Below are 23,719 nucleotides of genomic sequence, written 5' to 3'. Positions count from 1 at the left end.
TTATATAATAATTTCTTGTGAACGGTTAAAAAACAATCTGTTTACCCAGGTAATAATCAATCACCTTTGCTTTGAAAAGCAGGTCGTATTTAGCCCTGATCATGTCTATTTCTGCTTTATTTTTATTGGTTTGGGAAGTACTGTAATCCAATGCATTTACCAGACCTACATTATAGCGCTGTTCAATTACAGAAAAAGCTTCTTTTCTGGCATTAAACGTTCTGGTTGAAGATTCAAAAGTACTCCGGGCAGCTTTTAAATCTGCAACAGCCTGATAAATTACTTTATTCAGGTTATTCTTTGTCAGTTGCTCATCAGTCTGGTTTTGCTGGTAGTTGATTTTTGCCTTTCTTACACTGGACCGCGCAGTAAAGCCATTAAAAATCGGAATCTCCAGCCTTACACCAACATACTGGCCAAAATTATCTGTAAGCTGGTCTTTAAACTTATAGTTTTCTGCAAACGTTGTAAAATCGGGCGTTACTACAGCCTCATTTGTTGTCTGTGTTCTCCCAATTTCTTTAAAGCCGTTCGCCTGTATAGAAGTTATCCGCTGTCTGCCACTTGAATAGTTGGAGTTCAGACCTGCCCCAAAAGACAGGCTTGGGTAGTAATTCCCTTTGGCAATCGTAATCCCCTTCTTAGTGGCTTCACTTCTTAAACCAGCCAGTTTAATATCCGGGAAAAAAGAAAGTGCATCTGTATATACCTGTTCAGGATCATAAATGAATGCCGAATTTTCAAAGTTAGCTACATCAGGGGCCTTAACCTGATATTTAGTTGAAGACGGAATATCCATTAACTGGGCCAGGGTTAAATAAGAAATGGTGAGCGCATTTTCAGCAGTAGTTACATCCAGTTCTGCCGTTGCCACCTGCGACTTAGATTCAGCCAGGTCGGCCAGTGTTTTATTGCCTACATCGAGTAATTCCTGTTGCTGTTTCAATTGTTTCTGGGCTACAGTAAGCTGCTGTTTTGCTGCCTGTAAAAAATCTTTGTTATACAGGATCTGCATATAAGCAGTAACCACCTGCAGCACCAGGTCATTTTTAATTTTTTCTACATTAGTTTTGTCGGCATCCAGTAAAAGCTTGTTCTGCTTAATCTGGTTGAGCTTCTGAAAGCCCTGAAATACAGTTACGCTAGTAGAAACTCCACCATTAAAAGAAGAGAACTTCTGGCTGTTAAAAGATTGTGTTGAAGGATCCAGACTTCGTCCGAAATTGGTATTGAAACTCCCGCTACCATTTAGTGTTGGCAAAAGCGCATTCTTGGCCTGACTGAGGTTTTCGTCGGAAAGGCTTTCAGTAAGCTTAGCTTGTTTGATCTGAAGGTTATTGTGCAATGTTTCCTCAATTGCCTGCTGAATGGTAATTACTTCCTGCGCAGCCGATTTTTGTGGCTGGCCCAGCAGTAAAATAAAAGACAAAGCAAAGCTAAGTTTAAGTAATGTATTATAGGAGATGACTGTCTTCATAGATTTTTTTTTCACAATATTAATACAAACAACTTACATTTGGATATGTACCTGGTCAAATCACCACTATTGTTAAAATGGTATTACCCAAAGTTAACATGGAATAAAAACCGCGATCAAAAAGTTATTTATTTAACCTTTGACGATGGACCCATACCCGATGTTACAGCTTTTGTTTTAAAAACTTTAAAAAATTTTGATACTAAGGCAACTTTTTTTTGCATCGGTGACAATATCGTTAAGCATCCTGATATTTTTGAACAGATTAAAAGAGAAGGACACCAGATTGGCAACCACACATTTAACCACCTGAAAGGCTGGATAACTGAGGACCAATACTACCTCGATAATTTTCGGCAATGTCAGGAACTCACGGGTACCAGCTTATTCCGCCCCCCTTATGGCCGCATCAAAAAATCACAGGCCTCGGGCATCAGGGCTTTAATGCCGGAAATGCAGCTGATCATGTGGGATGTACTGAGCGGGGACTTTGACACCGGCCTATCGCCCCAAAAGTGCTACCAAAATGTGATCAGACATACACGTAATGGTTCTATCATTGTATTCCACGACAGCCTGAAGGCTTTTGACAGGCTGGAATATGCTTTGCCCCGCTGCCTGCAGTATTTTAAGGAAAAGGGTTTTGAGTTTGCCTTACTCTGATGGTATTTTTGTCTTGCTTTCCTCTTGCTATCCTCTTGGTCGGACAGGATAAAACCAGGATTAAAGCAGGAAAATCCCGAGATATGAACAGGCTCATGCTACCACGCACCACAAGCCCGCCGCCCGCTGTGCAGCAGCAGAAAATCCGCCCTGCATTATTTAGAATAGGTATAAATAATATAATGATCTGCGGATGATCATGAAGGGCTGTTTTTTTTTGTAAATTCGCTACCAATTATTGTAATAACTTACCCTTTTAATACATATTATCAATGGCTTTTGATATAGAAATGATCAAAAAGGTGTATGCAAACTTTGGCCCCCGTGTAGAGGCGGCCCGTAAATTAGTAGGCAGACCTTTAACACTTTCAGAAAAAATACTTTATACCCACCTTTGGGGTGGCACTGCAAATACTTCTTACAACAGGGGTGTGGATTATGTAGATTTTGCTCCTGACCGTGTGGCCATGCAGGATGCTACTGCACAAATGGCTTTACTGCAGTTTATGCAGGCAGGCAGACCTCAGGTAGCGGTTCCTTCTACCGTTCATTGCGATCACCTGATTACAGCTAAACTTGGTGCAGCAATTGATTTACCTGCTGCAAATACAGAGAGTAAAGAAGTTTTCGACTTTTTAGCATCTGTTTCTAACAAATATGGTATTGGTTTCTGGAAACCAGGAGCAGGTATCATCCACCAGGTGGTGCTGGAAAATTATGCTTTCCCGGGTGGAATGATGATTGGTACCGACTCACATACCGTTAACGCGGGTGGCTTGGGTATGGTTGCCATTGGTGTTGGTGGTGCTGATGCCTGCGATGTAATGGCTGGTTTGCCTTGGGAACTTAAATTCCCTAAACTGATTGGTGTTAAATTAACCGGAAAGCTGAATGGCTGGGCCTCGCCAAAAGATGTAATCCTTAAGGTTGCAGGTATCTTAACTGTAAAAGGTGGCACTGGCGCCATCGTTGAATATTTTGGTGACGGTGCAACAGGCATGAGCTGTACAGGTAAGGGCACCATCTGTAACATGGGTGCTGAAATTGGCGCAACCACTTCTACTTTTGGATACGACGAAAGCATGGAGCGTTATTTACGTGCAACAAACAGGGCAGATGTGGCTGATGCTGCAAATGCAGTCAAAGAACACCTGACCGGTGATGCAGAAGTATATGCAGAACCTGAAAAATATTTTGATCAGCTGATCGAGATCAACCTTTCTGAACTGGAACCCTACCTGAACGGTCCTTTTACGCCGGATCTGGCTACCCCTATTTCTAAAATGAAAGAGGTTGCAGCAGCAAACGGCTGGCCGTTAAAAGTAGAATGGGGCCTGATCGGTTCATGTACCAATTCATCTTACGAAGATTTGTCGAGAGCTGCATCTATTGCCAAACAGGCCATCGACAAAGGTTTAACTACCAAGGCCGACTTCGGGATCAATCCCGGATCGGAGCAGGTACGCTATACAGCGAACCGCGACGGCTTATTAAAAACTTTTGAAGATCTGAATGCTACCATCTTTACCAATGCCTGCGGACCATGTATTGGGATGTGGGACAGAGTTGGTGCCGAAAAACAAGAGAAAAATACCATTGTACACTCGTTTAACAGAAATTTTGCCAAACGTGCCGATGGTAACCCCAATACTTTTGCTTTTGTGACCTCTCCGGAAGTTGTGGCTGCAATTGCTATTGCCGGCGATCTTAGTTTTAATCCTTTAACTGATACTTTAACCAATAATAAAGGCGAACAGGTTAAATTAGATCCGCCAAAAGGTGATGAACTGCCAGTAAATGGCTATGCTGTTGAAGATGCGGGCTATCAGGAGCCAGCTGCAGATGGCAGCGGCGTACAAGTGCTTGTTTCTCCTACTTCGCACAGGTTGCAATTGCTTGATCCGTTTACACCATGGGAAGGCACAGACCTTAAAGGCCTGAAACTCCTGATCAAAGCAAAGGGAAAATGTACAACAGACCACATCTCTATGGCTGGCCCATGGTTAAAATTCCGTGGCCACCTGGACAACATTTCCAACAACATGCTGATCGGTGCTGTAAACTTCTTTAACGACAAAACTGACAACGTTAAGAATGAACTGACTGGCGAATATGGTCCGGTTCCGGCAACACAACGTGCTTATAAAGCAGCAGGAATAGGTTCTATTGTAGTAGGTGATGAAAACTATGGTGAAGGTTCAAGCCGCGAGCACGCAGCTATGGAGCCACGTCACCTTGGTGTACGTGCCGTACTGGTAAAATCTTTTGCCCGTATCCATGAAACCAACCTTAAAAAACAAGGTATGCTCGGTTTAACATTTGCCAATAAGGACGATTACGATAAGATCCTGGAAGACGACACTATCGACATTGTAGGTTTGACAACTTTTAGCCCTAATGTTCCCTTAACACTGGTATTGCACCATGCTGACGGTTCTAAAGAGGAAATTTCTGTTAACCACAGCTACAATGCACAACAGATTGAATGGTTTAAAGCAGGTGGTGCACTAAATATCATCCGCAGAGAAGCTGCTGCTAAAAACGCATAGCAACAACAAAAATCCTGTAGTTCAATTGAATTACAATACCATACAGCCTCAGCCTGGTTTACCAGGCTGAGGCTTTTTATTTGCGTTAATCGATTTAAGTATTATTTTTGCGGCTCAAACAAATTAAATCAAACGAATTAAAATTATGAGAAAGTTATTGTTGTGTGCTGTAACGGCACTCACTTTTTTTTGTGCGAAAGCTCAGGACGTACAAAATACCATTAAAATTAATCCTCTAAGTGCGCTGTTAAGAACCGGATCGGTATTTTACGAACGCAAAATCAGCGATGGTATGTCTGCACAGCTTGGTGTTGCCTATACTGGTATCAAAATCAGTGATACCAAATTTACGGGCCTAGCCCTTACACCAGAACTGCGCTTTTATCTCAAAAAAAATGCACCTGCCGGTCTTTATGCTGCACCGTTTTTAAGGTATCAGAATTATACTGTTTCTGACGGATCAGATGAAGGTAAATACACTTCATTTGGCGGAGGTGCGCTGATGGGCTATCAGTGGGTATATGGTAGTGGGTTTACTTTAGACCTCTTCTTCGGCCCCAGCTACAACAACGGTAAGTACAAAGCTACTTCAGGCGCCAATGAACCGGATATCAAAGGTGGCATAGAAGGTTTTGGCCTTCGCACCGGCGTTGCCATTGGTTTCGGCTTCTAGACCAGAAAAATTATTTAATAAACCCTTCATGACTGCGTCCTGGAGGGTTTTTACTTTAGAATTCATTTTCGCAATTGAAACAATGATAGGTTTTTCTGGCATGAAAAGGATAAACCATCAACAGTAAAGAAACAATTATAGTAAATATACCAAAGCGCTTTTTGGTAGCCTGTACATAACCCACATTAGAGGAACCACATTTAGGGCATACTTCAATATCAGCAACTTCGGCTTCTGCTGTCAATGGAATTTCGGCCAGCTCATCCTGTAGTATACTTCTGGCCAGTTCCACATCTTTTTCAAATAAATGCAACTTTACACCTCCCAATGCCTGTGTATACAGCGGATTAATCGTAATTGTATTTTCGTCAGACAAAAAACACTGTACACCACTATCTATTAATCTTGCTTTTACAATATTGGCTTCTATAGGGTTATAATAGGTCTCAAATACTACAATTTTATCCATTTTTTATTGCCTTTTAGCTAAATATACCTAAAAAAACCTTAACGGCGAAGGAAGTCCCTAAACCAAAGTCCGGAATCTTTAACAGTACGCTGTTGGGTCTTAAAATCGGTATGCACCAGGCCAAAGCGGGCATTAAAACCTTCTGCCCATTCAAAATTGTCCATCAGTGTCCAGGCCATATAGCCGGTAATGTTGAGCCCCTCCTGCTTTGCCTTTAACAGCGCGCCCAGGTATTGCTGAAAATAATCAATCCGGTCCTGGTCATGCACCTGGTTATGGATCAGTTTATCGTGATAGGCCGCCCCATTTTCGGTAATCATTAAACTTTTGATATTGGGATAGGCGCTAAACTGTTTGATAATGTTGTAAAAACTGCCGGCATTAATTTCCCAGCCCATGGCAGTATGCGGCTTTTTACGGCTTTTGGCCTTTACTTCCCAGGCCTGTACCACAGGAATAAAAGCATTGTATTTGATGGTTAGTGGAAAATAGTTCTGCAGGCCTATAAAATCAAAATCGAAGGCCAGGCGTTCAGTATGCCTCCAGGTAGAATGCTGGATAGAAAACTTTTCCATCAGCTCCCAGTCGGCCGTCGGATAACCCATACCCAATGCTGGCTCTATAAACAAACGGTTCATGAGGCAATCAACCCGTTTTGAGGCCAGCAGGTCGGAATCACTTTGTGTATAGGGAATAATTTCGGAGCAGGAAAAGCTGGTACCAATATGTGCATTTTGAACTTCAGCTCTTAATATCCGGCCTCCGTCGGCCTGTGCAATTGCCGTATGATGAACGGCAGAGAAAAAATTAGTGAGTCCTGTTTTGCCTGGAGCGTGTACACCAAGCATATAACCCAGTGAAGTAAAGCCAAAAGGCTCGTTCAATACGATCCAGTTTTTCACTTTATCACCATATGCTTTTGCACATACGGTAACAAAGTGGTTAAAGCTGTTGTTGACAGAAAAAGCCGTCCATCCACCCTCATCTTCCAGTGCATCGGGCAGGTCCCAGTGGTATAAAGTAATGTAAGGTACAATACCCTGCAGCAAGCATTCATCTATAACCTGATGATAAAACAGAATCCCTTCCGGATTGATGCGCCCTTTGCCGTTGGGCAGGATGCGAGGCCAGGAAATAGAGAAACGAAAAATACCGAAACCCAGCATTTTTACAAGGGCAATATCTGCTTTATAACTGTGATAAAAATCGCAGGTATGAGTTGGCAGATGTCCTTTTTTGATTTTCCCGGATCGTTTGGAAAAGGTATCCCATATAGACAAACCTTTACCATACCCTTCGGCAGCACCTTCAATCTGTGCCGCAGCCGTGGCCACACCCCATAAAAAATCATTTCCAAAATCTGAGGCCCTGATCATATCTGTTGTTATTAAAAGGCAATATGGTAATCCTATATTAAGTTAACGTTAAGCCTATCTGTTTCAGCAGCAAAGCTGCATTAAAAGTTTTACAGGGCCCATGTTTTAACTTATAATCGAAGTTCATCTCTCCTTCCGAGATCTGGATATCGAAATGATAATTACGGATCTTTTCCGGATGGTCTTCCTCCATCTCAGACAGTTGCAGGTCATGTGTAGCAAATAATGCGGGGGTCTTTTGTTCGATCATTTTTTCTATGAACACTTTGGAGCCGAGGTATTTATCTTTGCTATTGGTTCCCCTCAGCATTTCATCTATCAGCACAAAAGAATTCCGGTTGGTCTGTATCGCATCCAGGATCATTTTTAAGCGGTTCAGCTCTGCTTTAAAGGTAGAGGTCTGGTCGTTTAACGAGTCTTTGATCCGCATATACGACAGGATATTGAAAATGGATACCGACATTTGGGCTGCGCAAACCGCTGCACCGGTAAAAGCAAGTACCATATTGATACCCGCTGTACGCAGGAAAGTACTTTTTCCAGCCATATTAGAGCCTGTTACAATATCAACAGTTGGATGAGCGGTTACATTAAAATCGTTTAGTACACGTACCTTTTCAGGAATGAGCGGATGACCAAGTTTGCTGGCGCTAAAATGAAAATTGTCTTCAATTAAAGGGAAGTTCCAGTCGGGCTGGTTATAACTTAAGGTAGCAAAAGAGATCAGTTCTTCAAACTGACTGATCCGCAGCATCCCTTTGATCAGCTGTATAGACGACTTGTCGTGCCAGTTGCTCAGGTTAATGGAACACTTCAGGTCCCATAGTAAAAAGAGGTTCAGGAATGCGCTGACAATGATGTTTAGTCTGGCATCAAAAGCCTGGATAATGGCCGACAAGCTCTTGATCTGTGCGCTCACCGGCTGATCGGACTTACTGCTGTCAAAAAAGCCTTTGATATAAGTGCTGTTCCATTTTACATCCTCAGTCCATTTTACGGTACCAGCAAATGCATTGAGCATGGCCGATCCTTTACTAAACCCATTATAAACCCGGTTAATGGCAGCAAGGTTAAAAAAAGTAAGGCCGGAATTGAAAAGCAGGACCAGGGCAAAAAACTGCCACAACAAGCCACCATACCCTATAGCCAGGGCCAGCATACCCATGGTTACAAAGGGAACAAGTTTAACATATAACCTGAGGGTCCGGTTGCGGGCAAACTTAAGCTGCCCTGGCAATTCGTGCTGTAGTTTATTTTTTATAACACGCAGCTGTTCCGGTTTATGGTCTTGTAACTCGGCCCTGAAATGAAAGGTTTGTGCGATGTGGTTTATCAATTCGGCTATGGCCTCCTGTCTTTGCAGGATGGTAGCTTTATCGTTTGCCCTGCTCAGATTGGCAGCCAGCAGGTCTAGTCCGTCATTGGTATTGCAACGGTTAACATACGAATACAGCGAACCCTGTCCAAAAATATCCAGATCGGATGCGTACGGATGGTATTCATCAGCATAAGCGTTACCATTGTCATATCCGTTCCTACCGTCGCTTAACTGGTTTATCTCGTTCTGATAAACCCATAACAAGGCCTTGGTATAAGCTAGCTCTTTTTGAACGGTAGTTTGTTTTTTGACCAGGACCAGAAAAAGTACCAGCGGCACAAAAAGTAATACCCCAAAAAACCATTCGAAACCAAAATTAATGATCAGGGCTACCATAAGGATCTCGGCAATAAAGAGCCCTAACCTCGAAAAGGAGATGTTATTTAATTTGCGTTTAAGCCCGTCAATCTGCTTTTGTTGTTGTGCAGCTTTATTTTGATAATCGTTAAGGATGCTATGTTTTGTTTTTACCATTATATTTGAAATTCCTGAATAATTTATCGCGCTGTACTTTGACCAGAATCAGGACAAAGTGTTACGGAACGTTTAGGTGCTAAGATAAACAATAGATCAATTAAATGAAGATTACGTTACTGGTTGTAGGGAAGACAGAGGATAAATACCTGGTTGAGGGGATTGACAAATACCTGAGCAGGCTGAAACACTATATTGGTTTTAACCTGGTAGTGATCCCTGAACTGAAGAATACAAAGAACCTTACAGAGGCCCAGCAAAAATCAAAGGAAGCAGAGCTGATCTTAAAGCAGGTCAGTAATCTGGATTCGGTAATTTTGCTGGATGAAAAAGGAAAGAAGTATACTTCCGTTTCTTTTTCAAATTATTTAAACAAACAGATGATTGGAAGTGTTCAGCATTTGGTTTTTATGATTGGGGGGCCTTATGGTTTTGACGAAAGTATTTACAGGCGGGCCAACGGCAGCATGTCGCTGTCAGACATGACTTTCTCGCATCAGATGGTGCGTTTGTTTTTTGTAGAGCAGCTTTACAGGGCATTTAGCATATTGAAAGGTGAGCCCTATCACCACGAATAATAAAAAAGGTTTTGTGGAAATCAGAGCCGCAAAACATCATGACATAAAAGGAGGTTATTATGCGTTTACCATCGGATTATAAGCGGGATTACAGGTTTAAAAGTGACACCAAAAAAGACAGGCTAAGCTATATTATAGCAATTGTGGTCTCTATTATTGCCTTTTTGCTGATCTGGTACCTGTTTTAGTAAAACAAAAAGGATGTAAATATAAAAGGGCACCCAAAAGGCGCCCTTTTATATTTCACCAGGAGGTCATTATACTCCTTTTTTGCTCGTCATATTGGCCTTTTTAGCTGGCTGGGCCGTTTTACTCGGGGCCTTTGCATTGGCCGGCTTAGGTGTAGCTTTAGGCTTTTTCTCTGCTTTATCTTCTTTAACGGCTTCACCTTCTGCAGGGGCTGCAGGGGCTTCTTCATTAAATAGCGGAAGGTCTTTAAGCAAATGGTACCAGCTCACAATTTTTTTCATATCAGAAGCATAAACTTTCTCCTGATCGTGGTTTGGGGCTACTTCTGAAAAAAATGCTTTCAGCACTTTAGGATCTGCCTTTGCATCAGGAACCTCTCCTTTTGCAGCTACCATATTGGCCAAAACATCCGTTAACTTCAGATCTTCATCTTCGCCGTATACTGTAATGTCTTCTAACGATGCCAGTTTGGTTGTAGTGATATTGGCTACAATTTTAACTTTCTGGGCATCCAGGCTTTCAAGAACATATCCTGCTTTGTTCTGACCAACCAGTTTAAATAAACCAGGTCTTCCAGATACTGCTACAATTCCTCTTAAATTCATATTAATCTTCTATTACTTCGATTCCTAAAATTTTGTCACCTTGTCTGATGTCGTCTACAACATCAACATTTTCAATTACCTTACCAAAGCAGGTATGGTTTCTGTCAAGGTGCGCAGTATTGTCTCTGCTGTGGCAGATAAAAAACTGCGAGCCGCCTGTATTTCTTCCGGCATGTGCCATAGACAATACACCACGGTCATGATATTGGTTTTCACCCGTCAGCTCGCAATCAATTTTATAACCCGGGCCACCTGCACCTGTTCCGGTAGGATCTCCACCCTGAACAACAAAATTAGGGATTACCCTATGAAAGGTTACACCGTTATAAAAACCATCTTTTGCTAATTTTAAAAAGTTAGCAACTGTATTTGGTGCATCCTGGTCATAAAACTGAACCGTCATGTCACCTTTATCTGTTTTAATTATTGCTTTGCTCATGATCATTTTTGTAAATGGCAAAAATAGTAAAATCATACGATTACAGAAGCGAATGATGTTAAAAAGCGTTAAATATAAAAAAGCGGCCATATCAATTGATATGGCCGCTTTTTTAGGATCAGATACCAAAAAACACTTTTACTTAGCCAATAAACCATCTTTAACCAGCTGATCTACCATTACTTTAGGATAAGTTCTTACAAAATTATCAATAGAACCAGGATTAACCGTTTCCGACTGCGCAGACCATACCAGCTTATTTCCGTCTATATCATACAGATTGGTTTCCATAAAATAAGTTCTGTCGGTTACGTAATAACCGGGCTCGTAAAACCTGGGGCCCCAGTAATTGTAATAACTATAAAATCCGCCATACCATCTGTAAAAAGGATAGGGAGCATACATATTATTTCCGGGAACGTACCTGGTCTCACTGTTTTTGTCGATCAGAGATATCGTAAGGATATAGTTTGCACCCGAGTTCCTGATTTTTGAAAGCACTTGTTTTTCTGCCGGTATTTTCTGATAAAATTCAGGGTTAAAGAAATCGTTTCCTTTTACTGTTTTTACATTTTTCTCTCCAACCAATGTGCTAAACCCATTTTCGAGTTCTGTTCTCACTTTCATATTCCGGGTTAGCGAGGTGATGAAAATGGTTTGTCCGCTCAATAAGGTCTTACCCCTTGCAGAAGTATCTACCCAGGATCCTGTAACCCTGGTAATGGGGCTGCAAGACCATATCATCCCACTGATCAGCAGCATGATATATAACATTATTCGTTTCATGATCTAGATTTTAGTGTAGAACAAAAGAAATACAAAAAGGTTTAAGATTTGCCGGTAAAAATAGCGTTACTCCGTTGCGGAAACTTCTGTCTAAATGTGGATAACGCTGTCCATGTTCAAAACATCATTCAAACATTTTATGTTGCTTTCAGTTTTAACACATATTAAACTTTCAGATTTTATGCAGAAAAAAGAGACCAACACGAGTACAGACCTTCAAAAATTTATTGAAAAATTTGAACCCAACAAGTTTAAGCTGCTGGCCAGAGGAATTGAGATCAGGGGTAACAATGACTTGCACCGCAGCATTACTTTTGCGAAAGAACTGATTGAAAAAATGAAGCTCAAACTAACTGTTCACCATTCTGCCGAGATGGCTTTATATGGTGGGTTTGAAGTTGTTTATGCTAAATGAAACAGAGTTACGGCATATTGTTATACAGGTGGAGATCGGGCCAACCAGAATTTTTTCTGGTGCATCCCGGCGGCCCTTTCTTTGTAAATAAACATGCCGGAAGCTGGACCATCCCTAAAGGTGAGTCCAACATGGACGAAGCCCCACTACATACGGCCATCAGGGAATTTGAGGAAGAAACAGGCTATCGGCCATCTGGTCATTTTATTCCCTTAAACCCTATTGTCCAGAAAGGTGGCAAACAGGTGCATTGCTGGGCCGTTGAAGGCGACCTGGACGCTACAGCCATCCGCAGCAACACTTTTGAACTGGAATGGCCGCCACATTCGGCAAAAAAACAGGTCTTCCCTGAAATAGATCGTGCAGAATGGCATTGCTTTGAAGAAGCCTGCAAACTGATCAATGAAAAGCAGCAGGACCTGTTGCATCAGTTTAGCAACCTGGCAAAAAACAACATCTGATGTAGCGGTACCCGAAGCCTATAATTTACTTTTTTTTATAGCGTTATATCGTTACATTCGTATCAATACGCCTTTTATGACCGCTAAACAAATCCCTCTTTTATTCTTTCTGTTATGTTGCAGCATCATGGTCAGGGCATCATCTATCCTGATCTATATGGATGAGGATCAGAAAAATCATTTAAAAGCTTATGGCATAACTTACTGGAGTATTAAACAGCAGGCCGATGTAAGCTGGCTTTTAAATTACAGGGGCGGCAGTTTTTTAATTAAATACAATAAAGCAGTAGAAGATGAATGCAAGGCCAGGGGGGTATCTTACCAGATACTGCCTGATGGAAAAGTAACTGCAATTTTAAACGAGATCAGCAATCCACAGGTAAACATGGAAATGGTTAAACTGGAGAAAGCACCTAAAATTGCGGTATACTCGCCCAAAAGCAAACTACCATGGGATGATGCCGTAACCTTGGTGCTCACTTATGCCGAGATTCCTTATGATGTGGTATACGACGATGAAGTATTGAAAGATAAACTAACGGGGTACGACTGGCTGCACCTGCACCATGAAGACTTTACCGGACAATATGGCCGTTTCTGGAGCGCTTTCAGAAATGCCACCTGGTACCGGGAAGATGTAAAGAACCAGGAGGCTGCTGCAAAAAGAAATGGCTTTAAAAAAGTCTCGGAGATGAAACTGGCTGTAGCAAAAAGAATAAAAGAGTTTTGTGCAGGAGGAGGTTTTTTGTTTGCCATGTGCTCCGGAACCGACAGCTTTGACATTGCCCTGAGTGCTGAAGGGGTAGATATATGCGAAAGCATGTTTGACGGGGATGCTGCCGACCCCCAGGCACAGTCAAAACTAAACTTTAACCAGACTTTCGCCTTTAAGGATTTTCAGCTGGACCTGAACCCGGCCAATTATGAGTTTTCGGATATTGATGTTACCCAGACCCGCACCTTAACCCAAAGTAATGACTACTTTACGCTGTTCGATTTTTCGGCCAAATGGGACCTGGTGCCTACCATGCTGACCCAGAACCACGACAAAGTGATCAAAGGCTTTATGGGGCAGACTACAGCTTTCAGAAAACGCCTGGTAAAACCCGGGGTTACCGTACTTGGCGAAAATAAAGGTGCAGAAGAAGTGAGGTATTTAAATGGAGAAATTGGAAAGGGACAGTTCACCTTTTATGGGGGCCATGACCCGGAAGATTATCAGCATGCCGTGGGCGATCCGCCGACAGACCTGAACTTGCACCCCAATTCTCCGGGCTATCGCCTGATCTTAAACAATGTTCTGTTTCCCGCGGCTAAAAAGAAACCGCAAAAAACCTAGTCGTAAAAATTCCATTGTACACCAAATTTGAACAATAGCCTATCCTGCATAGGATATTGGTTAATGGTATAATAGCCATTAACAGGGAAGCCCTGGTTTACATAATCGCATTTTACAAACAGATTGGCCTTTCTTAAACTGGCCTTTACCCAAACGTCAACAATTGGCGTGGTATCAAAGGTCTTGTCGTTGCTGCCCACATAAAACTGCCCTGCTGCAGGTGAATAGGAATAGTTTTTATAGGAGGTATTGTAACGTACATCAAAACCTACGTTGGTTTTGAGCACCTTAAAAAAAGTCTGGTCCAGGTAAAAGCTGTTAAAAGTATAGACCTCAGGTGTACGCAGGATTCCGGGATTATCGGTTTTCTGATAAACCAGGTAACTGTCCAGATGAAACTTACCCCATTTAAATTTCTTGCCTAATGCAATTTTAAGCAGGTTGATACTGCCACTTAGCTGAACTGGTTTAATGCCATTTTTGGTAACTGAACCCAGGGTATCCTGCTCAAAATACAGGTAATTATTGATCAGGTAGTATTCGGCGGTAGCGTCAAATTTCAGCCTATCATTAAAATATTTAAAAGAAAGGTTAATGGTTTTGGTGCGGTCAAAATTGTTTAACCAGCTGTAATGGTTGCCCACATATCTGTTGTAAAGTTCTTCGGGTGATTTATTCTGAAAATAAGCCCCCAGAACTACCCTACCCACGGAATTGCTGAGCAATACGTTACTTTTTGCTTCATAAAGGAAATCGCCGGTATTGAGGCCCTGAAAAATCTGTTCAACATCAACATTCAGGTCTATCCTGTTGCTAAACCTGTAACCGGCAGCGCCCAGCAGGGTAATGTTCTGAAAAGAAGAGGTGTAATTATAAAAATTGGTTTTATCCCTGTACCGTCCAAGCTGGGTATAATCGTAATAATCATGCCTTATCCCGGCATCCAGTTTCAGCTCATTTTTTATGATGGTACTGGCCTTGGCCCTGAGAAAAAAGCTATAAATGAATTCGTTCTGGATGTGTTTGTAACTGGTACTGTCATTTGTAAAGGTACTGTCGGCATAGCCTTTCGGAAATACTGAGTGGTCATCAGCCTCATCCTTTTGAAAGGCATAAGAATTTTTACTGTACTTAAATGTGTAAGAGATTTTGTTAGTGGGCAGTATCTTGTCTGATATTTCCTGGGCAAGGCTATCTATACGGCCAACAAAGTAGGTTTGCTTAAGCATAAAAGAACCTTGCCGCCATATTTGCCTGGCATTGTTTAACCTTATGCGTTCGGCTATCCGGTTAAGGCCAAGCTGCGAAGCACTGGTATAAATGCTGTCGTTGGTGATGGACCCGTTTTCTGCTGCTTTTAGTGTATTAAATATAGCATTACTCCACAGGTTATAGCGTTTGTTGGGCGATTGATACCAGGTAAAAAGTGCACCATTTAAATCGTCGCCCCTTTGCCGGGCATAAACACCATTGGCACCTATCCGGTTAAAATTGGCGCCAATATTAAAATTCTTCTTTACATTTTGAGAATGGATAACCCTAAAAACCTGTTCCACATCGCTCGCAGCAACGTAGTATAGACTGGTAAAGGGGGTTCGGGCCTGATAATATTTCACATCATCCTGGGTCATCGCATAATAATCCAGCGCATGAAATCCGGCATCAAAGCCTATTGTTTTAAGTGGTTCAAACAACATGGGCATGGCAGCCAGGCCTAGGTTTCCGGTACTAACTGTTGGCCTGCGTGGCTGAACAAGCACACTAAAGTTTTGAAAGCCGTTTAAACTGGTATCCAGGGCCAGGGTCTGTATGCTGTCTTTAGTAAGTTTAAGTGTTGTATACCGTACATATTTAGAAGTAAACACTACTGAATCCTGCCCCTCCTCTTCCTTTTTTCTTAAAGAGTCCAGTTCCTTATTGTCCTTAACCGTAGTTTTTAAGTCCTGCGCAGTTACCTGCCCAATACCCAAACTGATCAGCAAAAAAACAAATAAAACAATGCGTTTATACATTACAATGTTGAAATTAACTGGCTCAATATTTTAGTCATCTTAGGCTCTGCCTCTCTTGCGGTTTCCAGGATTTCTTCCAGGCTAACCGGCACCAGTACTTCTGTAAAGCCTTCATCGGTAAGTACCGAAATGGCAAATACAGGAATCCCCGAATGTTTAGCCACAATGACTTCTGGTACTGTACTCATGCCTACGGCATCCCCACCTATAATCCTAAGGTACTTATATTCTGCTTTTGTTTCTAAATTAGGCCCGGTTACAGAAACATATACACCCTGGTGACAGTTGATCCCTTCTTTTTCGGCAATTGCCATAGCACTGTCAATCAGTTCGCGGCTGTAGGGCTGGCTCATATCAGGAAAGCGCGGGCCCATATCTGCATCATTATGTCCTCTTAACGGACTTTCAGGTTGTAAATTGATGTGGTCATTGATGATCATCAGGTCGCCTTTTTTAAAATTGGGATTTAAGGACCCCGCTGCGTTTGAAACGAACAAACAGTGTATACCCAATGCCTTCATGGCCCTGATGGGAAAGGTAATTTGCTGCATGCTATAGCCTTCATAATAATGCAGACGACCCTGCATGGCAATTACTTTTTTGCCCTTTAATGTTCCAAAGATTAGCTTTCCCGAATGAAATTCCAGCGTTGAAATAGGGAAGTTAGGAATATTGGAATACATCAAGTTGTATTCCACTTCTATTTCTGTTACCAGGGCTCCCAGTCCAGTTCCCAAAACAATTCCAATTTCAGGTTGAAAATTATTCGTCTTACGCTTTATATATTCAACGGTTTCGTGTAGTGCTTGAAACATAATTTAAAATCTTTTGATCAAAGGTAGTTTTATCTTCGTCTTGTAAGGCTATTTTAATTGGCAAATAAAAGACGGGTAAATTTAACAGTAATTCTTTTAAGGTAATAGCTAATAAACGCTGTGCATCCTTTTCTGTTGTTACAATGATCTTTTCTTTTTTAGGATCACTGTTAAAGGCATTTACCAGCTGCAAGATGTTCTGTTTGCCGAATTGGTAATGATCGGGATAGTCATAGTGCCGGATATTGGCCGAATAATTTTTCAAATGCGATACTAAAGGAGCTGGATTGGCTATTCCGGTAAGCAAAAAAATACTTGTATCGGCCGGCAATGCCGAACACACCTGTTCCTGCCCGGAAAATAAATGCTTCAGGTTGCCATAGGTAATAAATGAAAAAAACAGCTGCTTTGGTGGCCCTTCATTAAATCTATCCTTACACATTGATCGTTTTATAGCGTCAAGCTGCCCAGGTGCTTTGGTAACCAGCAGCAAATCGGCCCTTTTATAGCCGCTAAAGGGCTCCCTTAAGTTTCCTGCTGGCAACAAAAACTGGCGTTTTAACAACTTTTCGTATTCAAACAGCAAAACGTTGAAACCTGCCCGCACTGCGCGGTGCTGATAGGCATCATCCAGTATAATCACATCATGTTGGTCTTTTAGCAAACGGATTCCCTTTACCCTGTCTTCACATACGGCCACGGTAACATGGGCAAATTTATGATAAAACTGCATGGGTTCATCACCAATAGTCTCTGCAGTGGCCCTTTCATCGGCCAGGATAAAACCTTTGGTTTTACGGCCATATCCCCTGCTTAAAATAGCTATTTTATAACCGCCCAATAAGTTAACCAGGTATTCGGTTACGGGGCTTTTACCCGAACCGCCTACAACCAGGTTTCCTACACAGATTACCGGAATATCGAAACTGGTTGATTTAAACAGCCCCATGTTGTACAGCTGATTTCTGCATACAACCACCAGGCCATAAAACACAGAAAAAGGGAGCAATATTAGCCTAAGGTATTTGATCATATTCAGAATCCAAAAATAGCAATTATTAAGTGCCTATTTAAAAATTACCTTACCTTTGCTGAAACAACTTATTATATCATGCTTAAAGGATTTTTTAACGTACCAATCCCTGTTAATGAACCCATTTTGGGTTATGCACCTGGAAGTAAAGAACGTGAACTTTTAATGGCTGCTATAGCCAAGGCCCGTTCAGAACAAATAGAAATACCAATGCACATTGCGGGGAAAGAGGTCCATACCAATAATAAAGGAAAGGTTAGCCCGCCGCACGATCATCAACATATTCTGGGACAATACAGCAAAGGTGATAAAGCACACGTAGCCCAGGCTATTGATGCTGCGCTGGCTGCTAAAGCAGATTGGGAAAACCTGGCCTGGGAACACCGCGCCGCCATTTTTTTAAAAGCGGCAGAGCTAATTGCTGGGCCTTACCGTTATAAATTAAATGCCGCCACTATGCTGGGCCAGAGTAAAAATGCTTACCAGGCTGAAATTGATTCGGCATGTGAGCTGATCGACTTCCTGCGTTTCAACGTAAGTTATATGGCCGACATTTACAAACAGCAACCCCCGGTATCGCCAAAGGGATCCTGGAACAGGGTTGAACAGCGCCCACTTGAAGGCTTTGTATTTGCGTTAACTCCTTTTAATTTTACAGCCATTGCCGGAAACCTGCCCACATCGGCAGCAATGATGGGTAATGTAGTGGTATGGAAACCGGCCAATACACAGATTTTTGCAGCCAATGTGCTGATGGAGATTTTTAAGGAAGCGGGATTACCGGATGGGGTAATTAACCTGGTGTATGTTTCAGGCCCTGATGCAGGGGATGTTATTTTTAACCACCCTGATTTTGCCGGCATACACTTTACCGGTTCTACAGGGGTTTTCCAGAACATCTGGAAAACTATAGGCAACAATATCCACAAGTTTAAAACCTATCCGCGAATAGTTGGTGAAACAGGTGGTAAAGATTTTATCCTGGTACATGGATCTGCGGAAGCCGAAGCTTCGAGCACGGCAATTATCCGTGGAGCATTTGAATACCAGGGGCAGAAATGTTCGGCAGCGTCGCGTGTGTATGTCGCTAAAAGCATCTGGCCAAAAGTAAAAGAATTTATGCAGCGTGACCTGGCCACTTTCAAAATGGGTGGTACTGAAGATTTCAGCAACTTTATCAATGCAGTTATTGATGAGAATTCTTTTGATAAACTGGCCACATACATTGACGAGGCAAAGAAAGATAAAGGTGTAGAAATTATTGCCGGCGGAAACTATAATAAGACTAAAGGTTATTTCATTGAACCTACAGTTCTGGTGGTTGACGATCCGAAATACACCACCATGTGTGAAGAACTTTTTGGACCGGTTTTAACCGTTTATGTATATGAAGACAAAGAATTCGATAAGGTGTTAAACATGATTGATACCACTTCCATATACGCCTTAACGGGTGCAGTAATTGCACAGGACCGTTATGCTATCGAAAAAGCAACGCATGCTTTGAGAAATGCGGCCGGAAATTTTTACATCAATGATAAATGTACCGGGGCAGTTGTTGGTCAACAGCCTTTTGGAGGTGCCAGAGGTTCCGGAACCAATGATAAAGCCGGATCTATGATCAATCTTTTACGCTGGGTATCTCCCCGTGCAATAAAAGAAACTTTTGACCCGCCTAAAGATTACAGGTATCCCTTTTTAAAAGAGGAAAAATAAGAGTAAAAAAACTCCAGGCTTATGGCCTGGAGTTTTTTTATGACAATATTCGTTCAGTTTAGGTACCATACTATCCGTACCCTGTTTAACCGCAAAATTACCTTCTGGTTATTTTCCCGTCTTCATTTTAAACACCGGAGAAATATCATCCGCATTAGAAGCGCTAACCTGTAAGTCGGTAATCAAACCTGTTTGCAGGCTATATACCCAGGCATGAACAGAAAGCTCCTGTCCCGTAGCCCATGCGTTCTGTACAATTGAAGTACTCATTACATTTGCCGCTCCTTCTATTGCGTTCAGCTCAACCAAACGGTTAGACTTTTTCTGAGGATCTTTAATGGTTTGCATTTCTCTTTCGTGTAAGCGGATCACATCTTTGATGTTCCTTAACCAGTTGTCGATCAGACCAACCTGGTTATCGCCCAGGGCGGCATTTACACCGCCGCAGCCATAATGACCACATACAATGATATGTTTTACCTTTAATACGTTTACAGAATAATCCAGTACACTCAGCAGGTTCATATCTGTATGGGTAACTACATTGGCAATATTCCTATGCACAAAGATATCTCCAGGCATGGTATTGGTAATTTGATTGGCAGGCACACGGCTGTCTGAACAGCCTATCCACAATACTGGAGGCGCCTGGCCCGCGGATAACTTTTCGAAGAATTTAGGGTCTTCTTTAAGCGTTTCCGCAACCCATTCTTTATTACCTTTTAATAAACTCTCGTATGTGATTTGATGACTTTCTAGTTTTTCTAATTTTGCGCACATGATAATTTAATTATTAATTTCTTCAATGACTTTATTGTTCAGTTTTGGCACGGTATATTGCTCTTTGATATTCTCTAAAATTACAATAATACCCTTAGTATAAGCATTATGCTTATAATTAAAAATGGTTTCCAGTACATCCGGATCTATATACCGGGAATTGGTTCCATCAATGATCACATTGGTCTCTTTTGGAATTTTATTGAGCACTACCTGTATGGCAGCCTTGTTTAAGAATGATACCTCTTCGGCCAGTTTGATCCTGATGTTTTTCTTATCACCCTCTTCCTGGATCTTATAGAAGAAAGGGTTCCTCATATTGGTTCGCAGCAGGTAAAATACCGAGAACAGCATACCTATGGCTACACCTTTCAGCAGATCGGTAAGCAGAACGGCTATAATTGTAATCACAAAGGGCACAAACTGGTCCCAGCCCTTATGGTACATATGCTTAAATAAAGCTACTCTTGTAAGTTTATAACCTGTTACCAATAGTATAGCTGCTAAACAGGCCAAAGGTATCATATTTATCAGACCTGGAATGAAAAGTAGGGATAAAAGTAACCAGACACCATGAAATATGGCCGACATTTTGGTCCTTCCACCAGCATTCACATTGGCTGAACTGCGTACAATTACCGAGGTCATGGGCAAACCACCCAATAATCCGCTTACAATATTTCCGGTGCCCTGTGCCATCAGCTCTCTATTTGTAGGCGAAACCCTTTTGATGGGGTCTATTTTATCCACAGCTTCGATGCTCAATAATGTCTCTAAACTGGCTACTACAGCAATTGTTACAGCTACCATCCATACTTTACCATTGAGTAGCTGAGAAAAATCGGGTGCGGTAAACAGGGCAGTAAATTCTGACCATCCATTTACAACGGGAATTTTAACCATTTGCGCATCCTGAAGGGCATAGCCGGTTCCCTGAAAGACAACACTTAACCCGATACCCAGGATAACTACCACCAGTGGTGCCGGAACAGCACTTAATTTTTTAAATTTCGGCCACAACAACAAAACTCCAATAGACAGACCACTGATTACTATCGCAGCTATACTAAAATGGCTTAATGCGCCCCCAATGGCCGAAAATGTATTTTCATGATCTTTCTGGAAAAAACTCTCATCCCCAAAAAAATCCGAATCCACACCAAGCGCATGCGGCAGTTGTTTCAGAATAAGCGTAAGCCCGATTGCAGCCAGCATACCTTCAATTACGCTTGAAGGAAAATAATTACCTATTGTACCGCCTTTTAATAGCCCAAGTATCAACTGCATTGCCCCTGCAAGTACTACAGCAAGGAGAAAAGTCTGATAGGCTCCAAGCTGACCAATTGCACCTAACACAATAGCCGTTAAACCAGCTGCAGGTCCACTTACACTTAACTGGGAACCACTTACACTTGCAACAACTATCCCGCCCACAACACCTGTAATCAGGCCTGCAAAAAGAGGCGCCCCCGAAGCCAATGCTATACCTAAACACAGTGGCAAAGCCACCAGGAATACCACAATACTGGATGGCAGGTCACGCTTTAAATTCTTTTTTAATATATACTTCTTCACTTCCAATCTTGAAAAGATTGAGTTTCCGCTTTGCATAAAACTAAGTTTTATAATGTTTTAAACTAATTTTTTAATCATTACATCATGATCCTGCTAAAGGAACATGATGCTTACAAAATTAGCACCTGTTAGGAGGCGGTGTTGGCACAGAGGGATGAAATGGATCAACATGCCGTTTGAAGTGATCAATAAAACTGTTGTTGATGCCAAAATGACTCAGTACAGCCGAAAAGCTATAGTCATAATGCATATCAATCTTAAAATCACAAAGTTTTATTTTTGCTTTGCCATTATCTCCATCTGCACTATGCTCCGCTTCTATCTGCATAATCACGGAATTCATGATCTCTTTGTCGATATGGTTAAAAAACACAGGCGCGCCAGATATGATCATCTTTGCTGAAAAGATGCCCAGAAAGGCTATAATAATCAATAAGCGATATTTCCTAAGGAACATTTATATCCGTGTTTTTTTATTGCTATTCTCCAAAAATAACGCCAAAATAGGCTAACTAACAAATTGTCGTGTAATAAAAATGTAATTTAGTTGTTATCAAATGTAAGAAGCGCTCAGTTAAACTTGTAAAATCAGCTGGCTTATTATAGGAAAATAAAGCATTAAGCGTAATTTAGGGCACTCAAATACTTTCGGTCATTTATGAAACAGGTTTTATCCGTTTTATTGCTTTTCTGTTCATGTTTTGCCTTTGGGCAAAGTAATAACTCACCATCAACTTACGATCCGCATGAAATTGCCATTACCGGCTATCTGCAAACACAATATCAAAGGGCACAATCGGCGGGGATTTCTTCCTTTTCTGGAGGCGACTTTGCAAAAAACTCGAAAGATCGTTTTATGATCCGCAGGGGAAGGTTAAAAATTGACCGGGCAGATAAGTATTCGAGCATTGTTTTTCAGATTGATGCTACCCAAAACGGAGTACAGCTAATGGATGCTTTTATACAGTTACACCGACCGGAGTCAAAAGCATTGTTATTTACAGCCGGATTGTTTAACCGTCCTTTTGGATATTCTATTGTTTATTCATCAGGTTACAGGGATTTCCCTGAAAGGGCAAGGGTATTCCAAACACTGATGCCCCGTGAAAGGGATCTGGGAGCAATGCTGACGTTCAGGCCAGATGGCAAATTTCATTTTCTTACTGCCGAATTGGCTGTAATAAACGGAAGCGGGCATTCGGCCAGGGACTATGATTCAAAAAAGGATTTTGTAGGCAACCTCGGCTTTAAATTTGATAGTCTTGCCAATAAAAAACTTCAGATGGGCTTTGGTGGATCTTTTTATAAAGGATCTGTACGCAGCGACACGGAGAGTTATTTTACAAGCAATGGAAATGGCTTTGTTAAAAATACAAGCCCGGATAATATAGACTGGAATGCAAAACGCGATTATTATGGGGCAAACCTGCAATTGCAATATGACAATACTTTTGGTGCCACCTCGTTTAAAGCAGAATACATTGGTGGAACACAACCCGGTGTAGCCAGCACAGCACTCATAACGGGGCCCGCAGCCAGTACCAGCTTTTCTACCCAGCCCAACACTGATCTGTACCTGCGCCCATTTGAAGGATATTACCTTTGGTTATCCCAGCGTATAGCCAAAAGCAGGTTTACAGCTTTGCTTGCTTATGATGTTTATGATCCGAATAAAGATGTGAAAGAAACAGAAATTGGGGCAAACAACAATACAACGGCTGCAGACATTAGATTTAATACATTGGGCTATGGCATGACCTGCCTGGTTAACACAAGGGTTAAGCTCACTGTATACAATGAACATGTTGTAAACGATCCTACGCAGTTGCCAGGGTATATGAATGACCTTAAAGACGATGTTTTTACAGTAAGACTGCAATACCGCTGGTAATGATATATTGATGATATTTGACAAAA

Annotated in this window: 23 protein-coding genes; 10 read left to right on the top strand and 13 right to left on the bottom strand. The window is 41.7% G+C overall.

Features of this window, described 5'->3' with window-relative positions; genetic code table 11:
* Positions 1–25 precede the first annotated feature (25 nt).
* Positions 26–1,477, bottom strand: a complete 1,452-nt coding sequence (locus HDC92_RS09465; RefSeq protein WP_183874012.1) for a TolC family protein — start codon at positions 1,475–1,477, stop codon at positions 26–28.
* A gap of 45 nt (positions 1,478–1,522) precedes the next feature.
* Here HDC92_RS09465 and HDC92_RS09460 point away from each other — a divergent pair, with 45 nt between their 5' ends.
* The 3 genes from HDC92_RS09460 to HDC92_RS09450 all read left to right on the top strand — a co-directional run bounded on the left by HDC92_RS09460 (position 1,523) and on the right by HDC92_RS09450 (position 5,362).
* Positions 1,523–2,140, top strand: a complete 618-nt coding sequence (locus HDC92_RS09460; RefSeq protein ID WP_183874010.1) for a polysaccharide deacetylase family protein — start codon at positions 1,523–1,525, stop codon at positions 2,138–2,140.
* Between the two features lie 272 nt (positions 2,141–2,412).
* Entirely contained in the window at positions 2,413–4,689 is a 2,277-nt protein-coding gene (locus tag HDC92_RS09455; protein WP_183874008.1) for an aconitate hydratase, read from the top strand.
* 145 nt (positions 4,690–4,834) lie between these two features.
* On the top strand, positions 4,835–5,362 hold the full coding sequence (locus HDC92_RS09450; protein ID WP_012780827.1) for a DUF3575 domain-containing protein: 528 nt from the start codon (positions 4,835–4,837) through the stop codon (positions 5,360–5,362).
* Between the two features lie 55 nt (positions 5,363–5,417).
* On the opposite strand, the gene HDC92_RS09445 is transcribed toward HDC92_RS09450, so the two are convergent.
* Genes HDC92_RS09445 through HDC92_RS09435 form a run of 3 tightly spaced genes read right to left on the bottom strand, consistent with a single transcriptional unit; the run spans position 5,418 to position 9,059 of the window.
* Positions 5,418–5,831, bottom strand: coding sequence for a putative signal transducing protein (locus HDC92_RS09445; protein ID WP_183874006.1), 414 nt, complete (start codon positions 5,829–5,831; stop codon positions 5,418–5,420).
* A gap of 38 nt (positions 5,832–5,869) precedes the next feature.
* Positions 5,870–7,207 (bottom strand): GH1 family beta-glucosidase, encoded by a 1,338-nt coding sequence (locus HDC92_RS09440; protein WP_012780825.1) that lies wholly within the window; start codon positions 7,205–7,207, stop codon positions 5,870–5,872.
* Positions 7,208–7,244: 37 nt separating this feature from the next.
* Positions 7,245–9,059 (bottom strand): MutS-related protein, encoded by a 1,815-nt coding sequence (locus HDC92_RS09435; protein WP_183874004.1) that lies wholly within the window; start codon positions 9,057–9,059, stop codon positions 7,245–7,247.
* Between the two features lie 104 nt (positions 9,060–9,163).
* On the opposite strand from HDC92_RS09435, the gene rlmH reads away from it, so the two are divergent.
* Positions 9,164–9,637 carry a 23S rRNA (pseudouridine(1915)-N(3))-methyltransferase RlmH gene (gene rlmH, locus HDC92_RS09430; protein WP_183874002.1) on the top strand — a complete coding sequence of 158 codons (474 nt, stop codon included), beginning with the start codon at positions 9,164–9,166 and terminating at the stop codon, positions 9,635–9,637.
* A 59-nt stretch (positions 9,638–9,696) separates the two neighbouring features.
* Positions 9,697–9,825 carry a hypothetical protein gene (locus HDC92_RS25135; RefSeq protein WP_012780822.1) on the top strand — a complete coding sequence of 43 codons (129 nt, stop codon included), beginning with the start codon at positions 9,697–9,699 and terminating at the stop codon, positions 9,823–9,825.
* Positions 9,826–9,894: 69 nt separating this feature from the next.
* Here HDC92_RS25135 and HDC92_RS09425 read toward each other — a convergent pair whose 3' ends face one another.
* The 3 genes from HDC92_RS09425 to HDC92_RS09415 form a co-directional block, all read right to left on the bottom strand.
* On the bottom strand, positions 9,895–10,431 hold the full coding sequence (locus HDC92_RS09425) for a DUF5606 domain-containing protein (protein WP_012780821.1): 537 nt from the start codon (positions 10,429–10,431) through the stop codon (positions 9,895–9,897).
* A gap of 1 nt (position 10,432) precedes the next feature.
* Positions 10,433–10,870: a peptidylprolyl isomerase gene (locus HDC92_RS09420; RefSeq protein ID WP_012780820.1), complete on the bottom strand. Its 438-nt coding sequence runs from the start codon at positions 10,868–10,870 to the stop codon at positions 10,433–10,435.
* A 138-nt stretch (positions 10,871–11,008) separates the two neighbouring features.
* A complete protein-coding gene (locus tag HDC92_RS09415; RefSeq protein ID WP_143715682.1) occupies positions 11,009–11,656 on the bottom strand; it encodes a DUF4136 domain-containing protein in 648 nt (215 codons plus the stop codon).
* Positions 11,657–11,837: 181 nt separating this feature from the next.
* On the opposite strand from HDC92_RS09415, the gene HDC92_RS09410 reads away from it, so the two are divergent.
* The 3 genes from HDC92_RS09410 to HDC92_RS09400 all read left to right on the top strand — a co-directional run bounded on the left by HDC92_RS09410 (position 11,838) and on the right by HDC92_RS09400 (position 13,871).
* A complete protein-coding gene (locus HDC92_RS09410) occupies positions 11,838–12,071 on the top strand; it encodes a hypothetical protein (protein ID WP_036675470.1) in 234 nt (77 codons plus the stop codon).
* A complete protein-coding gene (locus HDC92_RS09405; RefSeq protein ID WP_183874000.1) occupies positions 12,068–12,532 on the top strand; it encodes an NUDIX domain-containing protein in 465 nt (154 codons plus the stop codon). The genes HDC92_RS09410 and HDC92_RS09405 overlap by 4 nt, the downstream gene beginning before the upstream one ends.
* Before the next feature lie 76 nt (positions 12,533–12,608).
* Positions 12,609–13,871 (top strand): hypothetical protein, encoded by a 1,263-nt coding sequence (locus HDC92_RS09400; protein ID WP_012780816.1) that lies wholly within the window; start codon positions 12,609–12,611, stop codon positions 13,869–13,871.
* Here HDC92_RS09400 and HDC92_RS09395 read toward each other — a convergent pair.
* Genes HDC92_RS09395 through lpxK form a run of 3 tightly spaced genes read right to left on the bottom strand, consistent with a single transcriptional unit; the run spans position 13,868 to position 17,731 of the window.
* Entirely contained in the window at positions 13,868–15,883 is a 2,016-nt protein-coding gene (locus tag HDC92_RS09395; RefSeq protein WP_183873998.1) for a putative porin, read from the bottom strand. The two genes, HDC92_RS09400 and HDC92_RS09395, sit on opposite strands and share 4 nt — an antisense overlap.
* Positions 15,883–16,698 (bottom strand): purine-nucleoside phosphorylase, encoded by an 816-nt coding sequence (locus HDC92_RS09390; protein WP_012780814.1) that lies wholly within the window; start codon positions 16,696–16,698, stop codon positions 15,883–15,885. The genes HDC92_RS09395 and HDC92_RS09390 overlap by 1 nt, the downstream gene beginning before the upstream one ends.
* Positions 16,670–17,731: a tetraacyldisaccharide 4'-kinase gene (lpxK, locus tag HDC92_RS09385; protein WP_012780813.1), complete on the bottom strand. Its 1,062-nt coding sequence runs from the start codon at positions 17,729–17,731 to the stop codon at positions 16,670–16,672. The genes HDC92_RS09390 and lpxK overlap by 29 nt, the downstream gene beginning before the upstream one ends.
* 78 nt (positions 17,732–17,809) lie before the next feature.
* Between lpxK and pruA the strand changes: the two genes are divergently transcribed.
* Complete coding sequence (pruA, locus tag HDC92_RS09380) at positions 17,810–19,447, top strand: L-glutamate gamma-semialdehyde dehydrogenase (RefSeq protein WP_012780812.1); 1,638 nt, start codon at positions 17,810–17,812, stop codon at positions 19,445–19,447.
* Between the two features lie 108 nt (positions 19,448–19,555).
* Here pruA and HDC92_RS09375 read toward each other — a convergent pair whose 3' ends face one another.
* The 3 genes from HDC92_RS09375 to HDC92_RS09365 form a co-directional block, all read right to left on the bottom strand.
* Entirely contained in the window at positions 19,556–20,227 is a 672-nt protein-coding gene (locus tag HDC92_RS09375; protein WP_012780811.1) for a carbonic anhydrase, read from the bottom strand.
* A gap of 6 nt (positions 20,228–20,233) precedes the next feature.
* Positions 20,234–21,838 carry a SulP family inorganic anion transporter gene (locus HDC92_RS09370; protein ID WP_012780810.1) on the bottom strand — a complete coding sequence of 535 codons (1,605 nt, stop codon included), beginning with the start codon at positions 21,836–21,838 and terminating at the stop codon, positions 20,234–20,236.
* Between the two features lie 82 nt (positions 21,839–21,920).
* Entirely contained in the window at positions 21,921–22,259 is a 339-nt protein-coding gene (locus HDC92_RS09365) for a hypothetical protein (RefSeq protein ID WP_012780809.1), read from the bottom strand.
* Between the two features lie 201 nt (positions 22,260–22,460).
* Between HDC92_RS09365 and HDC92_RS09360 the strand changes: the two genes are divergently transcribed.
* A complete protein-coding gene (locus HDC92_RS09360) occupies positions 22,461–23,693 on the top strand; it encodes a porin (RefSeq protein WP_183873996.1) in 1,233 nt (410 codons plus the stop codon).
* The last annotated feature ends 26 nt before the right edge of the window (positions 23,694–23,719 follow it).

Source organism: Pedobacter sp. AK017 (assembly GCF_014200825.1).
GTDB classification, from domain to species: domain Bacteria; phylum Bacteroidota; class Bacteroidia; order Sphingobacteriales; family Sphingobacteriaceae; genus Pedobacter; species Pedobacter heparinus.
This window is presented reverse-complemented; position numbering and strand designations above follow the sequence as displayed.

Coding starts and splice junctions, on each gene's coding strand:
- HDC92_RS09400 (WP_012780816.1), top strand. CDS start 12,609: ATGACCGCTAAACAAATCCCTCTTTTATTCTTTCTGTTATGTTGCAGC.
- HDC92_RS09405 (WP_183874000.1), top strand. CDS start 12,068: ATGAAACAGAGTTACGGCATATTGTTATACAGGTGGAGATCGGGCCAA.
- HDC92_RS09365 (WP_012780809.1), bottom strand. CDS start 22,259: ATGTTCCTTAGGAAATATCGCTTATTGATTATTATAGCCTTTCTGGGC.
- HDC92_RS09410 (WP_036675470.1), top strand. CDS start 11,838: ATGCAGAAAAAAGAGACCAACACGAGTACAGACCTTCAAAAATTTATT.
- HDC92_RS09390 (WP_012780814.1), bottom strand. CDS start 16,698: ATGTTTCAAGCACTACACGAAACCGTTGAATATATAAAGCGTAAGACG.
- HDC92_RS09440 (WP_012780825.1), bottom strand. CDS start 7,207: ATGATCAGGGCCTCAGATTTTGGAAATGATTTTTTATGGGGTGTGGCC.
- HDC92_RS09375 (WP_012780811.1), bottom strand. CDS start 20,227: ATGTGCGCAAAATTAGAAAAACTAGAAAGTCATCAAATCACATACGAG.
- HDC92_RS09425 (WP_012780821.1), bottom strand. CDS start 10,431: ATGAATTTAAGAGGAATTGTAGCAGTATCTGGAAGACCTGGTTTATTT.
- HDC92_RS09360 (WP_183873996.1), top strand. CDS start 22,461: ATGAAACAGGTTTTATCCGTTTTATTGCTTTTCTGTTCATGTTTTGCC.
- lpxK (WP_012780813.1), bottom strand. CDS start 17,731: ATGATCAAATACCTTAGGCTAATATTGCTCCCTTTTTCTGTGTTTTAT.
- pruA (WP_012780812.1), top strand. CDS start 17,810: ATGCTTAAAGGATTTTTTAACGTACCAATCCCTGTTAATGAACCCATT.
- HDC92_RS09450 (WP_012780827.1), top strand. CDS start 4,835: ATGAGAAAGTTATTGTTGTGTGCTGTAACGGCACTCACTTTTTTTTGT.
- HDC92_RS09370 (WP_012780810.1), bottom strand. CDS start 21,838: ATGCAAAGCGGAAACTCAATCTTTTCAAGATTGGAAGTGAAGAAGTAT.
- HDC92_RS09420 (WP_012780820.1), bottom strand. CDS start 10,870: ATGAGCAAAGCAATAATTAAAACAGATAAAGGTGACATGACGGTTCAG.
- HDC92_RS09395 (WP_183873998.1), bottom strand. CDS start 15,883: ATGTATAAACGCATTGTTTTATTTGTTTTTTTGCTGATCAGTTTGGGT.
- HDC92_RS09455 (WP_183874008.1), top strand. CDS start 2,413: ATGGCTTTTGATATAGAAATGATCAAAAAGGTGTATGCAAACTTTGGC.
- HDC92_RS09415 (WP_143715682.1), bottom strand. CDS start 11,656: ATGAAACGAATAATGTTATATATCATGCTGCTGATCAGTGGGATGATA.
- HDC92_RS09445 (WP_183874006.1), bottom strand. CDS start 5,831: ATGGATAAAATTGTAGTATTTGAGACCTATTATAACCCTATAGAAGCC.
- HDC92_RS09465 (WP_183874012.1), bottom strand. CDS start 1,477: ATGAAGACAGTCATCTCCTATAATACATTACTTAAACTTAGCTTTGCT.
- HDC92_RS25135 (WP_012780822.1), top strand. CDS start 9,697: ATGCGTTTACCATCGGATTATAAGCGGGATTACAGGTTTAAAAGTGAC.
- HDC92_RS09435 (WP_183874004.1), bottom strand. CDS start 9,059: ATGGTAAAAACAAAACATAGCATCCTTAACGATTATCAAAATAAAGCT.
- HDC92_RS09460 (WP_183874010.1), top strand. CDS start 1,523: ATGTACCTGGTCAAATCACCACTATTGTTAAAATGGTATTACCCAAAG.
- rlmH (WP_183874002.1), top strand. CDS start 9,164: ATGAAGATTACGTTACTGGTTGTAGGGAAGACAGAGGATAAATACCTG.